The sequence below is a fragment of the Pseudomonas sp. JAI120 genome (assembly GCF_014207255.1).
Lineage (GTDB): Bacteria > Pseudomonadota > Gammaproteobacteria > Pseudomonadales > Pseudomonadaceae > Aquipseudomonas.
Map to the genome: position 1 here is coordinate 1,963,653 of NZ_JACHCZ010000001.1, position 13,341 is coordinate 1,976,993.

Annotated in this window: 16 protein-coding genes; 12 read left to right on the forward strand and 4 right to left on the reverse strand. The window is 61.6% G+C overall.

What is annotated here, in order from left to right; translation table 11 throughout:
* From HDC32_RS09250 to hemN, 10 genes are all read left to right on the forward strand, one after another.
* The gene (locus HDC32_RS09250; RefSeq protein WP_003193169.1) at positions 1–186 is read left to right on the forward strand and encodes a CcoQ/FixQ family Cbb3-type cytochrome c oxidase assembly chaperone; all 186 of its coding nucleotides are present in this window, start codon (positions 1–3) and stop codon (positions 184–186) included.
* On the forward strand, positions 183–1,160 hold the full coding sequence (ccoP, locus tag HDC32_RS09255; RefSeq protein WP_065946875.1) for a cytochrome-c oxidase, cbb3-type subunit III: 978 nt from the start codon (positions 183–185) through the stop codon (positions 1,158–1,160). The genes HDC32_RS09250 and ccoP overlap by 4 nt, the downstream gene beginning before the upstream one ends.
* A 176-nt stretch (positions 1,161–1,336) precedes the next feature.
* The gene (locus HDC32_RS09260) at positions 1,337–1,591 is read left to right on the forward strand and encodes a type II toxin-antitoxin system Phd/YefM family antitoxin (RefSeq protein WP_027603731.1); all 255 of its coding nucleotides are present in this window, start codon (positions 1,337–1,339) and stop codon (positions 1,589–1,591) included.
* A complete protein-coding gene (locus HDC32_RS09265) occupies positions 1,591–2,001 on the forward strand; it encodes a type II toxin-antitoxin system VapC family toxin (protein WP_184743627.1) in 411 nt (136 codons plus the stop codon). Before HDC32_RS09260 ends, HDC32_RS09265 begins: the two co-directional genes overlap by 1 nt.
* Positions 2,002–2,208: 207 nt before the next feature.
* Complete coding sequence (ccoG, locus tag HDC32_RS09270) at positions 2,209–3,636, forward strand: cytochrome c oxidase accessory protein CcoG (RefSeq protein ID WP_131699652.1); 1,428 nt, start codon at positions 2,209–2,211, stop codon at positions 3,634–3,636.
* A gap of 34 nt (positions 3,637–3,670) precedes the next feature.
* A complete protein-coding gene (locus HDC32_RS09275; RefSeq protein ID WP_131699653.1) occupies positions 3,671–4,210 on the forward strand; it encodes a FixH family protein in 540 nt (179 codons plus the stop codon).
* Positions 4,211–4,218: 8 nt separating this feature from the next.
* Positions 4,219–6,669 (forward strand): heavy metal translocating P-type ATPase, encoded by a 2,451-nt coding sequence (locus HDC32_RS09280; protein ID WP_184743630.1) that lies wholly within the window; start codon positions 4,219–4,221, stop codon positions 6,667–6,669.
* 22 nt (positions 6,670–6,691) lie between these two features.
* A complete protein-coding gene (gene ccoS, locus HDC32_RS09285; RefSeq protein WP_053132914.1) occupies positions 6,692–6,910 on the forward strand; it encodes a cbb3-type cytochrome oxidase assembly protein CcoS in 219 nt (72 codons plus the stop codon).
* Positions 6,903–7,586 carry a sulfite exporter TauE/SafE family protein gene (locus tag HDC32_RS09290; RefSeq protein WP_131699655.1) on the forward strand — a complete coding sequence of 228 codons (684 nt, stop codon included), beginning with the start codon at positions 6,903–6,905 and terminating at the stop codon, positions 7,584–7,586. Before ccoS ends, HDC32_RS09290 begins: the two co-directional genes overlap by 8 nt.
* 102 nt (positions 7,587–7,688) lie before the next feature.
* Positions 7,689–9,071, forward strand: a complete 1,383-nt coding sequence (gene hemN, locus HDC32_RS09295) for an oxygen-independent coproporphyrinogen III oxidase (RefSeq protein WP_131699656.1) — start codon at positions 7,689–7,691, stop codon at positions 9,069–9,071.
* On the opposite strand, the gene HDC32_RS09300 is transcribed toward hemN, so the two are convergent.
* Entirely contained in the window at positions 9,072–9,539 is a 468-nt protein-coding gene (locus tag HDC32_RS09300) for a hypothetical protein (RefSeq protein ID WP_184743632.1), read from the reverse strand.
* Positions 9,540–9,691: 152 nt separating this feature from the next.
* Between HDC32_RS09300 and fnr the strand changes: the two genes are divergently transcribed.
* Both fnr and HDC32_RS09310 read left to right on the forward strand, forming a co-directional pair.
* Entirely contained in the window at positions 9,692–10,426 is a 735-nt protein-coding gene (gene fnr, locus HDC32_RS09305) for a fumarate/nitrate reduction transcriptional regulator Fnr (RefSeq protein ID WP_131699658.1), read from the forward strand.
* Positions 10,427–10,505: 79 nt separating this feature from the next.
* The gene (locus tag HDC32_RS09310) at positions 10,506–11,054 is read left to right on the forward strand and encodes an adenine phosphoribosyltransferase (RefSeq protein WP_131699659.1); all 549 of its coding nucleotides are present in this window, start codon (positions 10,506–10,508) and stop codon (positions 11,052–11,054) included.
* A 78-nt stretch (positions 11,055–11,132) separates the two neighbouring features.
* Here the strand turns inward: HDC32_RS09310 and recR are convergent, their stop codons facing one another.
* The 3 genes from recR to HDC32_RS09325 form a co-directional block, all read right to left on the reverse strand.
* Positions 11,133–11,735 (reverse strand): recombination mediator RecR, encoded by a 603-nt coding sequence (gene recR, locus HDC32_RS09315; RefSeq protein WP_027603720.1) that lies wholly within the window; start codon positions 11,733–11,735, stop codon positions 11,133–11,135.
* Between the two features lie 66 nt (positions 11,736–11,801).
* Entirely contained in the window at positions 11,802–12,836 is a 1,035-nt protein-coding gene (locus HDC32_RS09320; protein ID WP_184743635.1) for an NADP-dependent oxidoreductase, read from the reverse strand.
* A 133-nt stretch (positions 12,837–12,969) separates the two neighbouring features.
* Complete coding sequence (locus HDC32_RS09325) at positions 12,970–13,308, reverse strand: YbaB/EbfC family nucleoid-associated protein (protein WP_003193199.1); 339 nt, start codon at positions 13,306–13,308, stop codon at positions 12,970–12,972.
* Positions 13,309–13,341 lie beyond the last annotated feature (33 nt).

Consider the following 13,341-nt stretch of genomic DNA (forward strand, 5'->3'; position numbering starts at 1 on the left):
ATGGATATCGGGATGATTCGAGGCCTGGGCACCGTTGTGGTGATGGTGGCCTTTATTGGCCTGGCGCTGTGGGTGTTCAGTCCCCGGCGCAAGTCGGAGTTTGACGACGCGACCATGTTGCCCTTTGCGGATGATCCCGAAGCCATCAAGCACGTCGAGCAAGCTTCTAGGAGTAACAAAGAATGACTACGTTCTGGAGTCTGTACGTCACAGTCCTGAGCCTGGGTACCATCTTCGCCTTGACCTGGCTGCTGCTGTCGACCCGCAAGGGCCAGCGCGCCGAGCAGACCGACGAGACCGTCGGCCACTCGTTCGACGGCATCGAGGAGTATGACAACCCGCTGCCCAAATGGTGGTTCATGCTGTTCGTCGGCACCATCATCTTCGCCCTTGGCTACCTGGTGCTGTACCCCGGCCTGGGCAATTGGAAAGGCCTGCTGCCGGGCTACAACTACCTCGACAACGACAAGCAAACCCCGTTCGCCAACGGCCAGACCGGCTGGACCGGCGTGCACGAATGGGAAAAGGAAATGGCCAGGTCGGACGCCAAGTTCGGGCCGATCTTCGCCAAATTTGCGTCGATGCCGATTGAAGACGTCGCCAAGGACCCGCAAGCCTTGAAGATGGGCGGTCGTCTGTTCGCCTCCAACTGCTCGGTGTGCCACGGCTCCGACGCCAAGGGCGCCTACGGTTTCCCCAACTTGACCGACGCCGATTGGCGCTGGGGTGGCGAGCCTGCCACCATCAAGGAAACCATCATGAAAGGTCGCCATGCGGTCATGCCGGCCTGGCTGGACATCCTCAAGGAGCAAGGCGTCAGCGACGTTGCCGCGTTCGTCGTCACCAACCTCGACGGCCGCAAGCTGCCGGAAGGCGTCAAGGCTGATGTAGCCAACGGCGAAAAGCTCTTCGCCGCCAACTGCGTGGCTTGCCACGGCCCGGCCGGCAAAGGCACTCCCGCCATGGGCGCGCCAGACCTGACACACCCGGGTGCATTCATCTACGGTTCGAGCTTCGCCCAACTGCAACAGACCATCCGTTGGGGTCGCCAGGGCCAAATGCCTGCGCAGGAACAACTGCAAGGCAACGACAAGGTGCACTTGCTCGCGGCGTATGTTTACAGCTTGTCCCATGGGGATAAGAAGGCTGACGAGCAGTAAGGCTCTCGGAAACAAAAGAGCCCCGCCCAGCGAAAGCTGGCGGGGCTTTTTCGTTTCCAATGCAGTGACAGTTCGCATGGGAAAAGCACGTTGACCGCTTGTAGCTTTAAGCTTGTGGCTAGCAAAGGTGAAGTAGTAACGTAACTACATTCAGCCCACTCCAGGGGAGGCGCACCATGACTTTCACCACCATTTCCAGCCGCGAATTCAATCAAGACACAAGCGGTGCCAAAAAAGCCGCTCGCCAAGGCCCGGTTTTTATCACCGATCGCGGCAAGCCTGCCCATGTACTGCTAAGCATTGAGGACTACCAAAAGCTGACAGGTCTCAATGCCAACATCGTTGACCTGCTGGTGATGCCGGAAGCGGCCGATATCGACTTTGAAACCGAACGTGCCGTGATCACTCATCGACCCGTGGACCTCTCTTGATGTATCTACTCGACACCAACGTAATCTCTGAACTGCGTAAACCCCAGGCTGATGCGAACGTGGTCGCCTGGGCCAAAAGTGTCATCGCACCGCGTATGTTTATCTCGGCAATCACCCTTAAAGAATTGGAAACCGGGGTCTTGCGCATTGAGCGGCGAGACCCGGCTCAGGGGAAGGTGTTGCGAACCTGGCTCAAGCGTCATGTGATGCCGGCCTTTGATGCCAGAATCCTACCCGTCGATGCTGCAGTCGCGTTGCGTTGCGCACACTTGCATGTGCCGGACCGAGCCAATGAAAGTGATGCATTAATTGCCGCGACCGCGCTGGTGCATGGGCTCACGGTTGTCACGCGCAACGTCAGCGACTTCAAATCCAGCGGTGTTCCACTGATCAATCCTTGGAACGAATGACCGCCTCCCCCACGAAAACCGTCCATACTTCACAAGTCAATTGATCCAGATCACGTACACCATCAATTGATTTCCCCCAATGCGACCAAAGGTCGCACCCTTTGAGCGCCAGCGGGGGCGTATCATTACGCCACTGCAACACCCTTAATTTGACCCCGGTTGGCACGTACTGGCCGAGGCAAATCTCCACCGCCGTGGGATGCAATGATGACCAACCAGATACCGGTACATGACGTTACCCCGCCTGCCAAAATCTCGAATAGCCCTGAAGGTAAGAGCGTCGACCTCTACGCGTCGCGAGAGAAAATCTACACCCGTGCCTTCACCGGCCTGTTCCGCAACCTGCGCATGCTCGGCGGCGCCGGCCTGTTCCTGCTCTACTTCGGCACGGTGTGGCTGAACTGGGGTGGCCACCAGGCGGTATGGTGGAACCTGCCGGAACGTAAATTCTTTATTTTTGGCGCGACCTTCTGGCCCCAGGATTTCATCCTGCTCTCGGGCATCCTGATCGTCTCGGCGTTTGGCCTGTTCTTTATCACCGTGTACGCCGGCCGCGTGTGGTGCGGTTATACCTGCCCGCAAAGCGTGTGGACGTGGATCTTCATGTGGTGCGAGAAGGTCACCGAAGGTGATCGCAACCAGCGCATCAAGCTGGACAAGGCGCCGATGGGAGCCAACAAGTTCCTGCGCAAATTCAGCAAGCACACGCTGTGGCTGCTGATCGGCTTTGCCACCGGCATGACCTTCGTCGGCTACTTCTCGCCGATCCGCGAGTTGGTGTTCGACTTCTTCACCGGCCAGGCCGATGGCTGGTCGTATTTCTGGGTCGGCTTCTTCACCCTCGCCACCTATGGCAACGCCGGCTGGCTGCGCGAACAGGTGTGCATCTACATGTGCCCGTACGCACGCTTCCAGAGCGTGATGTTCGACAAGGACACCCTGATCGTCTCCTACGATCCACGCCGTGGCGAAGTGCGTGGCCCGCGTAAAAAAGGTGCCGATTACAAGGCCCAGGGCCTGGGCGACTGCATCGACTGTACGATGTGCGTACAGGTATGCCCCACCGGTATCGACATCCGCGACGGCCTGCAAATCGAGTGCATCGGTTGCGCCGCCTGTATCGACGCATGCGATAACATCATGGACAAGATGGAGTACCCGCGCGGCCTGATCAGCTACACCACCGAGCACAACCTGTCAGGGCAGAAAACCCACAAGTTGCGCCCACGCCTGATCGGTTATGCCTTGGTGTTGCTGACGATGATGAGCCTGTTGGCCGGGGCGTTCTTCATGCGTTCGCTGGTGGGCTTCGACGTGAGCAAGGACCGCGTGCTGTACCGCGAAAACGCCGAAGGGCGCATCGAAAACGTCTACAGCCTGAAGATCATGAACAAGGACCAGCGCGATCACACCTACGTGCTCGACGCTGCCGGCCTGCCCGACCTCAAGCTGCAAGGCCGACGTGAAATCAAAGTGGCGGCCGGCGACATCGTCAGCATGCCGGTGGAACTGTCGAGTTCGCCCGAGCAACTGCCGTCGAGTACCAACGAGGTGACGTTCATCCTCAAGGATGCCGATGACACCAGCATCCATATTGAAGCCAAGAGCCGATTCATCGGCCCCCAGGTTCGTTAATAAATAGAAAGCTTCGTTAATAGAGAGCAGAACAATGCCCCAAGCCACTGCCGCAAGCCCTTGGTACAAGCACCTCTGGCCCTGGATCATCATTGGGATTCTGGCCTGCTCGGTGACCTTGACCTTGTCCATGGTGACCATCGCGGTGAACAACCCGGACAACCTGGTCAACGACAACTACTACGAGGCCGGCAAAGGCATCAACCGCTCCCTGGACCGCGAACGGCTGGCCCAGACCCTGCAACTGCGCGCCAAGCTGCACCTGGATGAGCTGACCGGTGAAGTCGAGTTGCAACTCACCGGCTACAGCAACCCGAACACCCTGGAACTGAACCTTATTTCCCCGACCCAGCCAGAGAAGGATCGCAAGATCAACCTGACCCGCAGCGACAGCGAACCGGGCCGCTACATCGGCCAGGTCACCGACAAGGTCGAAGGTCGCCGCTTCGTGGAATTGCTGGGCGTGGAAGGTGACAAGACCTGGCGCCTGTTCGAGGAAGAAGAAGTCAGCCACGACAAGGACTTGCTGCTGGGTGATGAACCGTTGCAGGGTGCTGAAGACCTGAAAAAATAGCAGCGCTCATGACCAGCCCAACCCCCTGCTACCACTGCGCCCTGCCCGTCCCGTCCGGCAGTCGGTTCACCGCCGTTATCCTCGGCGAGCGCCGCGAGCTGTGCTGCCCCGGCTGCCAGGCCGTGGCCGAAGCGATTGTGGCCGGTGGGCTGGAAAGCTATTACCAGCACCGCAGCGAAGCCTCGGCCAACCCCGAGACGCTGCCGGTGCAACTGGTGGACGAACTGGCGCTGTATGACCGCGCCGACGTGCAAAAACCCTTCGTGCACCACGAAGGCGACCTCGCCGAAACCACCCTGTTGATGGAAGGCATCAGTTGCGCCGCCTGTGGCTGGCTGATCGAAAAACACCTGCGCAGCCTGCCCGCCGTGGCCGAGGCGCGGCTGAACCTGTCCAACCATCGCCTGCAGGTGCGCTGGGCCGACGGGCAATTGCCGTTGAGCCAGGTGCTCAGTGAACTGCGCCATATCGGCTACGCCGCGCACCCGTATCAAGCCGACCGTGCGGCCGAACAACTGGCCAGCGAAAACCGCCTGGCCCTGCGCCAACTGGGGGTCGCCGGGCTGCTGTGGTTCCAGGCGATGATGGCGACCATGGCCACCTGGCCGGAATTCAATATCGACCTGAGCCCCGAACTGCATGTGATCCTGCGCTGGGTGGCGATGTTTCTGACAACGCCCATCGTGTTCTACAGCTGTGCGCCGTTCTTCAAGGGCGCCATGCGCGACGTGCGTACGCGTCACCTGACCATGGACGTGTCGGTGTCCCTGGCCATCGGCGGGGCTTATCTGGCCGGCATCTGGACCGCGATCACCGGCGTGGGCGAGTTGTATTTCGATGCGGTGGGCATGTTTGCGCTGTTCCTGCTGGCCGGTCGCTACCTGGAGCGCCGTGCCCGGGAGCGCACGGCCGCCGCCACCGCGCAGTTGGTCAACCTGCTGCCCGCCTCATGCCTGCGCCTCAAAGGTGACGGCCAGAGCGAACGTATTCTTTTGAGCGAACTGGCACTGGGCGACCGCGTGCTGGTGCATCCGGGCGCGGTGCTGCCGGCAGATGGGGTGATCCTCGATGGCCGGTCCAGCATCGATGAGTCGCTGCTCACCGGTGAGTACCTGCCGCTGCCGCGCCAAACCGGCGACGCCGTCACCGCCGGCACGCTGAACGTCGAAGGCGCGCTGACCGTCGAAGTGCGCGCCTTGGGCCACGAGACCCGCCTGTCCGCCATCGTGCGCCTGCTGGAACGGGCCCAGGCCGAGAAGCCGCGCCTGGCGCAGATCGCCGACCGCGCCGCGCAGTGGTTCCTGTTGTGTTCGCTGATTGCCGCGGCAGTGATTGGCCTGCTGTGGTGGGAGCTGGATTCATCGCGGGCGTTCTGGATTGTACTGGCGATGCTGGTCGCGACCTGCCCGTGTGCGTTGTCCCTGGCCACGCCGACCGCCCTCACCGCCGCCACCGGCACCCTGCACAAGCTCGGGCTATTGCTGACCCGTGGCCATGTGCTCGAAGGCCTGAACCAGATCGACACGGTGATTTTCGACAAGACCGGCACCCTCACCGAAGGCCGCCTGGCGCTGAAAGCGATCAGGCCCCTGACCGCACTGAACAGCGACGAGTGCCTGGGCCTCGCCGCCGCCCTGGAAAACCGCTCCGAACACCCGATTGCCCGCGCCTTCGGCCGTGCGCCGCTGGCCGCTGACGAGGTGCTCAGCTCCCCCGGCCTCGGCCTGGAAGGACGTGTCGGCACACGCCAGTTGCGCATCGGCCAGCCGGGGTTTGTCTGCGCACTCAGTGGTTGCCCGATTCCTGCCTCTCCGGAGGATGACGGCCAATGGCTGCTGCTGGGCGACGGCGATGGCGCCCTTGCCTGGTTCGTCCTCGACGACCGCCTGCGCAGCGATGCCCCGGCCCTGCTGGCCGCCTGCAAGGCGCGCGGTTGGCGTACGCTGCTGCTGTCGGGGGACAGTTCGCCGATGGTCGCCAGCGTCGCCGCTGAACTGGGCATCGATGAAGCCCACGGCGGCCTGCGCCCCGACGACAAGCTGCACGTGCTGCAACAGTTGCACAAGGAAGGCCGCAAGGTGCTGATGCTCGGCGACGGCGTCAACGATGTTCCGGTGCTGGCCGCCGCCGATATCAGCGTGGCCATGGGCTCGGCCACCGACCTGGCCAAGACCAGCGCCGATGCGGTGCTGCTGTCCAACCGCCTCGACGCGCTGGTACAGGCCTTTACCCTGGCACGACGCACCCGCCGGGTGATCATTGAAAACCTGCTGTGGGCCGGGCTGTACAATGGCCTTATGCTGCCGTTTGCCGCCCTCGGTTGGATCACCCCGATCTGGGCGGCGATCGGCATGTCCCTCAGTTCGTTGACCGTGGTGCTCAACGCCCTGCGCCTGACTCGCGTGCCGAGTGCGCAGGCCACAAGCGCCCCTTTGGTAACCCGCCCGCTGCCGGCTTGAGCCGCGCGGGCATGGAGTGCAGATGCCAGCTTTATACGTGATGATTCCGGCGGCGCTGCTGTTAGTGGGCGTGGCCATCTACATCTTCTTCTGGGCCGTGGACAGCGGCCAGTACGACGACCTCGACGGCCCGGCCCACAGCGTGCTGTTCGACGACCAGGACCCGAACCACCTCGCGGCCGTCGACGAAGCCAACGGCCCCGAGCAACCGCCCACGCCCAAAGACCCACCCCATGCTTGAGCTGGCGCCGCTGCTGGTCTCTGCTCTGATCCTGGGCCTGCTGGGCGGCGGCCATTGCCTGGGCATGTGCGGCGGGCTGATGGGCGCGCTGACCCTGGCGATTCCCAAGGAACAACGCAGCCGCCGATTCCGCCTGCTGCTGGCGTACAACCTGGGACGTATCCTCAGCTATGCCACTGCGGGGTTATTGATCGGCCTGGCGGGCTGGGCCGTGGCCAACAGCCCGGCGGCCCTGTTCATGCGCGTGCTCGCCGGGTTGCTGTTGATCTGCATGGGGCTGTACCTGGCCGGTTGGTGGAGCGGCCTCACCCGTATCGAAAGCCTCGGGCGCGGCCTGTGGCGCTACATACAGCCCGTCGCCAACCGTTTGCTGCCGGTGTCCAGCCTGCCCCGCGCGCTGCTGCTGGGCGCGCTGTGGGGCTGGTTGCCGTGCGGGCTGGTGTACAGCACCCTGCTGTGGGCCGCCAGCCAGGGTAATGCGCTCGACAGTGCGTTGCTGATGTTGGCTTTTGGCTTAGGCACCTGGCCGGTACTGTTGGCGACCGGGTTGGCGGCCGAACGCGTGACCGCGTTATTGCGCAAGCGCAGCGTGCGTATGGCCGGTGGCCTGCTGGTGATTATTTTCGGTATCTGGACCCTACCAGGTCCGCATCAGCACTGGCTAATGGGCCACTAAAAGGCCATGTGGCATAGCGCCGCTCCCCGTTGACGCAAATCAAGATGCCATATCGGCCACGCCCCTAGACTCGGCCCACTAGCCTATCCGGGGAATGCCCGCATGCTCGACGCCATTCGTTGGGACCCACATCTGATTCAACGCTACGACCTGGCGGGACCGCGCTACACGTCCTACCCCACCGCCGTACAATTCGACAGCCAGGTCGGCACCTTCGACCTGCTCCACGCCCTGCGCGAAAGCCGCAAGGCCACGCGACCGTTGTCGCTGTATGTGCATGTGCCGTTCTGCGCGAATATTTGCTACTACTGCGCGTGCAACAAGGTGATCACCAAAGACCGTGGCCGCGCCCAAGCCTACCTGCAACGCCTGGAGCAGGAGATTCAGTTGGTGGCCTGCCACCTCGACCCGAAACAATCAGTCGAGCAATTGCACTTCGGCGGCGGCACCCCGACCTTTCTCAGCCACGACGAACTGCGCCAGGTCATGGGCAGCCTGCGCCAGCACTTCAATCTGCTCGACGGTGACTCCGGCGACTACAGCATCGAGATCGACCCCCGCGAAGCCGACTGGGCGACCATGGGCCTGCTGCGTGAACTGGGCTTCAACCGTGTGAGCATCGGCCTGCAAGACCTCGACCCGGACGTGCAGCGGGCGGTCAACCGCCTGCAAAGCCTGGAAGAAACCCGCGCGGTGATCGACGCCGCGCGCACCCTGCAGTTTCGCTCGATCAATATCGACCTGATCTACGGCCTGCCCAAGCAGACGCCGATCAACTTCGCGCGCACCGTGGAGGAAGTGATCAAGCTGCAACCGGACCGCCTGTCGGTGTTCAACTACGCGCATTTGCCGGAACGCTTCATGCCCCAACGACGGATCAACAGCGAGGAGTTGCCGTCGCCGGAATCCAAACTGCTGATGCTGCAAACCACCATCGAGCAACTGACCCAGGCCGGATACCGCTACATCGGCATGGATCACTTCGCCCTGCCGGACGACGAACTCGCCATTGCCCAGGAAGAAGGCACGCTGCAACGTAACTTCCAGGGCTACACCACCCACGGCCATTGCGACCTGATCGGGCTCGGCGTGTCAGCCATCAGCCAGATCGGCGACCTGTATTGCCAGAACAGCAGTGACCTGAACGGCTATCAGAACGCCCTGGCCAGCGCCCAACTGGCCACCAGCCGCGGCTTGATCTGCACCACCGACGACCGCTTGCGCCGGGAAGTGATCCAGCAGTTGATCTGCACGTTCAGCCTGGCATTCGAGCAGATCGAACAGGCGTTCAATATTGATTTTCGTGGGTACTTCGACGAAGTCTGGCCGCAACTTGAGACCATGGCGCAAGACGGCCTGATCGAACTGGATACGCAGAGCATCAAGGTTCTGCCAGCTGGGCGGCTGCTGGTGCGTTCGGTGTGCATGGTGTTCGATGCCTATCTGGAGCACCAGAACCGGCAACGATTTTCACGGGTGATCTAGTTACATCGACAACGAAGCGGCTTTGAGCGCGTCATCGGCGCTCATGGTCTTCATCGCTTTGGCCAGAGAGATCTGGGCCGTCATCAAACCTGCCTGCAACGAACTGATCGCGCCTTGCACATTGGCGGTCTTGGCCCGGGCCTGTTCCGGGGTCAAGCTTTTGTCAGCCGCGATCGCCTGAAGCTCAGCCATTTTCTCGGCGATCTGCTGTTTCAGCTTACGGATCATTTTCAGCACGTCCTTGACGTTATTGTCCAGGCCGCTGTCGTCGATATCGGCATTCGCGCTTTTGGGCGCCGCAGCCGCCTTGAACGCTGCGGCGGAAATAGTCACCGTAACCCCTTCATTCACCTTGGCCTCAGGCACCGGCGCGGTCACGGGCAGTTTTTCCTCGGTCTCGGCAGCGGGCTTCAAGTCCTGCACACTGGGTACACGGATGGCAGGGTTGTAAGCCGCGGCAACAGACATGATCCAAGCTCCGAATGGTAGATGTGCAGCTTGTATCGGCATCGGTACAAAAAGCTTTATACCGTTGCCTGTTTTTTGTACAGACTGGCTTCACTGCCCCCCAGTGCGGTACCCTTACGTCTTATGTGTGTTTTCCCACAAGGATCTAAGAAATGTCCGAGCCAGTCAAACTGCGCGCTAACAGCCAGGCTCACTGCAAGGATTGCAGCCTGGCCCCCCTCTGCCTGCCACTTTCGCTGAATCTGGAAGACATGGAAGCGTTGGACGAGATCGTTAAACGTGGTCGCCCGCTCAAGAAAGGCGAGTTTCTGTTTCGCCAGGGCGACAAGTTCGATTCCGTCTATGCAGTACGTTCGGGCGCGCTGAAGACCTTCAGCCTGAGCGACGGCGGCGAAGAGCAAATCACCGGTTTCCACCTGCCCAGCGAGCTGGTCGGGTTGTCGGGCATGGACACCGAGATTCACCCGGTGTCGGCCCAGGCCCTGGAAACCACGTCGGTGTGCGAAATCCCCTTCGAGCGCCTGGACGAACTGGCCCTGCAACTGCCACAACTGCGCCGTCAGTTGATGCGCGTGATGAGCCGCGAGATCCGTGACGACCAGCAGATGATGTTGCTGCTGTCGAAGAAAACCGCCGACGAGCGCATCGCCACCTTCCTGGTCAACCTGTCAGCACGTTTCCGCGCCCGTGGTTTCTCGGCCAACCAGTTCCGTCTGAGCATGTCGCGCAACGAAATCGGCAATTACCTGGGCCTGGCGGTGGAAACCGTGTCCCGTGTGTTTACCCGTTTCCAGCAGAGCGAACTGCTCGCCGCCGAAGGCAAGGAAGTGCACATCCTCGATCCGATCCAACTGTGTGCGCTGGCAGGCGGTTCGCTGGAAGGCTGACGCAGACACTTGCGGCCGCGCCAATCGGCGAGGCCGCAGGTATACTTCGAGTCCGTTTTCCGCCCTGGACTCTTCGACGATGACCTTCGATTCGTTCGACATCAAATCCCTGATCCGCCCCGTCATCGACTTCCCCAAGCCTGGGGTGATCTTTCGTGACATCACACCGCTGTTCCAATCGCCCAAGGCCCTGCGCCTGGTGGCTGACACCTTTGCCCATCGCTACGTCGAGGCTGATTTCAGCCATATCGGCGCAATGGATGCACGAGGCTTCCTGATCGGCTCGATCATCGCCTACCAACTGAACAAGCCGCTGATCCTGTTCCGCAAGCAGGGCAAGCTGCCGGCTGACGTGCTGGCCGAGGGTTACCAGACCGAATACGGTGAGGCCTTCCTCGAAGTGCATGCCGACAGCCTGTGCGAGGGTGATTCAGTGCTGATGTTCGATGACCTGATCGCCACGGGCGGTACCCTGATCGCGGCGGCGAACCTGGTGCGGCGCATGGGGGCGAAGGTTTTTGAAGCGGCGGCGATCATTGACCTGCCGGAGCTGGGTGGCTCGCAGCGCCTGGAAGATATGGGGATTCCGACGTTTTGCCTGACCCGCTTTGCCCTCACCGAGCGATAACGGTTGCCTGGACTGACGCTATCAGGGGCAAGTGAAATCGCCGCACCGCCCCTCCCACATTTGATCCTGCGGTGATCGTTAGAGCGCGATCGGTTTACGACCGGCAAACGAATGCGCCAACGTGCCGCCGTCCACCAACTCCAACTCGCCACCCAGCGGCACGCCATGGGCGATGCGCGAAGTGACCAGGCCTTTGTTGCTCAGCAGTTGAGCGATGTAATGCGCGGTGGCTTCACCTTCCACGGTCGGGTTGGTGGCCAGGATCACCTCGGTAAAGGTGCCCTGTTCTTCAATACGAGCCACCAACTGCGGAATGCCGATGGCCTCCGGCCCCAGGCCATCGAGCGGCGAGAGGTGGCCCTTGAGCACAAAGTAGCGCCCGCGATAACCGGTCTGTTCCACCGCGTACACATCCATCGGCCCTTCCACCACACACAGCAGCGTGTCGTCGCGGCGCGGGTCGGCGCATTGCGGGCAGAGTTCTTCTTCGGTGAGGGTACGACACTGGCGGCAGTGGCCCACCCCGGTCATGGCCTGGCTCAGGGCCTGGGCCAACCGGGTACCGCCGCTGCGATCACGCTCCAGCAGTTGCAGCGCCATGCGTTGGGCGGTTTTCTGGCCGACACCCGGCAATGTGCGCAGGGCGTCGATCAGTTGGCGAATCAAGGGGCTGAAGCTCATGGGCGAATGGTCCGACAAAACAACGAGACGCGGTTTATACCCGCGCCCCGGATTAGCGTCAAATGCTCAATCCTGCGCGACCCGCACCACCAACTTGCCGAAGTTGCGCCCTTCCAGCAAACCGATAAAGGCTTCGGGCGCCTGCTCCAGGCCCTCGACCACGTCTTCACGGAACTTGATCTTGCCGTCGCGTACCCACGGTGCCATGGCGCTGAGGAACTCCGGCTGACGATCACCGTAGTCGTCAAACACGATAAAGCCCTGGATCCGTACACGCTTGGTCAACAACGTGCGTTGCAGCGCCGGCAAGCGGTCAGGCCCGCTGGGGGCTTCATGGGCGTTATAGCCGGCGATCAACCCGCACAGGGGGATGCGCGCCTTGGGATTGAGCAGCGGCAGCACGGCGTCGAACACCTTGCCACCGACGTTTTCGAAGTAAATGTCCACGCCCTTGAAGCAGGCCTGGGCCAAGTCTTCGTCAAACGTTGCGCTCTTATGGTCTATGCAGGCATCAAAGCCTAATTCCTCCACCACGTAGCGGCACTTGTCGGCACCGCCCGCAATCCCGACCACACGCAGGCCCTTGAGCTTGGCCACCTGGCCGACCACCGAACCCACGGCGCCGGACGCTGCGGCCACCACCAGGGTTTCACCGGCTTTTGGCTGGCCGATGTCCATCAGGCCCATGTAGGCGGTCATGCCAGGCATGCCCAGTACCCCCAAGGCCATGGACGGGCTGGCCAGGCCATTGGGCACCGGAATCAGGTTGCGGCCGTCGGAAATGCTGTGGCTTTGCCAACCGGTGGCGCCGACGACCAGGTCACCCACCTCGAATTTCGGATTACGTGATTGCTCGACACGGCTGACAGCCCCGCCGGTCATCACCTCGTCGATTTCCACAGGCGCGGCGTAGGACGGTGCGTCACTCATGCGCCCGCGCATGTAGGGGTCGAGGGACAGGTACAGGGTTTTCAGCAGGACCTGGCCGTCTGCCAACTCCGGCAAGGTCACCCGTTCCAGGCGGAAGTTTTCCGGGGTGGGGGCGCCTTGGGGGCGTGAGACCAGGACAATGCGCTGGTTCAAAGTCGGTTCGTGAGGCATGAAGGGGCTCCTTTATCGAATCTATCGGTATAGGGTGCAGACCATGGGTGCCGCGCCAGGGTTCGATTGGATTGGCACAAACAAAAATGCCAGGCACAAGGCCTGGCATTGGAGTCTAGCTAAAGACCGCCGATTAGAACGGCAGCTTCATGCCCGGCGGCAGTTGCATGCCGGCGGTCACGCCGGACATTTTGTCCTGGCTGTTGGCTTCAATCTTGCGCACGGCGTCGTTGACGGCTGCAGCGAACAGCGCCTCGAGCATTTCCAGGTCATCTTCGCCCACGCCTGGCAATACGCTTGGGTCAATGCTCACGCGCTTGATGTCGTGACGACCGGTCATCACCACACTGACCATATCGCCACCGGCTTTACCGGTGACTTCGGCGTTGGCCAGTTCTTCCTGCATCTTGGCCATCTTTTCCTGCATCTGCTGTGCCTGCTTCATCAGGCCGGCCATGCCACCTTTCATCATGGGAATCACCTCAAAAGTACGTGGATCAATTAA

Coding starts and splice junctions, on each gene's coding strand:
- recR (WP_027603720.1), bottom strand. CDS start 11,735: ATGAGCTTCAGCCCCTTGATTCGCCAACTGATCGACGCCCTGCGCACA.
- HDC32_RS09280 (WP_184743630.1), top strand. CDS start 4,219: ATGACCAGCCCAACCCCCTGCTACCACTGCGCCCTGCCCGTCCCGTCC.
- HDC32_RS09300 (WP_184743632.1), bottom strand. CDS start 9,539: ATGTCTGTTGCCGCGGCTTACAACCCTGCCATCCGTGTACCCAGTGTG.
- HDC32_RS09250 (WP_003193169.1), top strand. CDS start 1: ATGGATATCGGGATGATTCGAGGCCTGGGCACCGTTGTGGTGATGGTG.
- HDC32_RS09265 (WP_184743627.1), top strand. CDS start 1,591: ATGTATCTACTCGACACCAACGTAATCTCTGAACTGCGTAAACCCCAG.
- HDC32_RS09320 (WP_184743635.1), bottom strand. CDS start 12,836: ATGCCTCACGAACCGACTTTGAACCAGCGCATTGTCCTGGTCTCACGC.
- HDC32_RS09290 (WP_131699655.1), top strand. CDS start 6,903: ATGCTTGAGCTGGCGCCGCTGCTGGTCTCTGCTCTGATCCTGGGCCTG.
- hemN (WP_131699656.1), top strand. CDS start 7,689: ATGCTCGACGCCATTCGTTGGGACCCACATCTGATTCAACGCTACGAC.
- fnr (WP_131699658.1), top strand. CDS start 9,692: ATGTCCGAGCCAGTCAAACTGCGCGCTAACAGCCAGGCTCACTGCAAG.
- ccoS (WP_053132914.1), top strand. CDS start 6,692: ATGCCAGCTTTATACGTGATGATTCCGGCGGCGCTGCTGTTAGTGGGC.
- ccoP (WP_065946875.1), top strand. CDS start 183: ATGACTACGTTCTGGAGTCTGTACGTCACAGTCCTGAGCCTGGGTACC.
- HDC32_RS09275 (WP_131699653.1), top strand. CDS start 3,671: ATGCCCCAAGCCACTGCCGCAAGCCCTTGGTACAAGCACCTCTGGCCC.
- HDC32_RS09310 (WP_131699659.1), top strand. CDS start 10,506: ATGACCTTCGATTCGTTCGACATCAAATCCCTGATCCGCCCCGTCATC.
- ccoG (WP_131699652.1), top strand. CDS start 2,209: ATGACCAACCAGATACCGGTACATGACGTTACCCCGCCTGCCAAAATC.
- HDC32_RS09260 (WP_027603731.1), top strand. CDS start 1,337: ATGACTTTCACCACCATTTCCAGCCGCGAATTCAATCAAGACACAAGC.
- HDC32_RS09325 (WP_003193199.1), bottom strand. CDS start 13,308: ATGATGAAAGGTGGCATGGCCGGCCTGATGAAGCAGGCACAGCAGATG.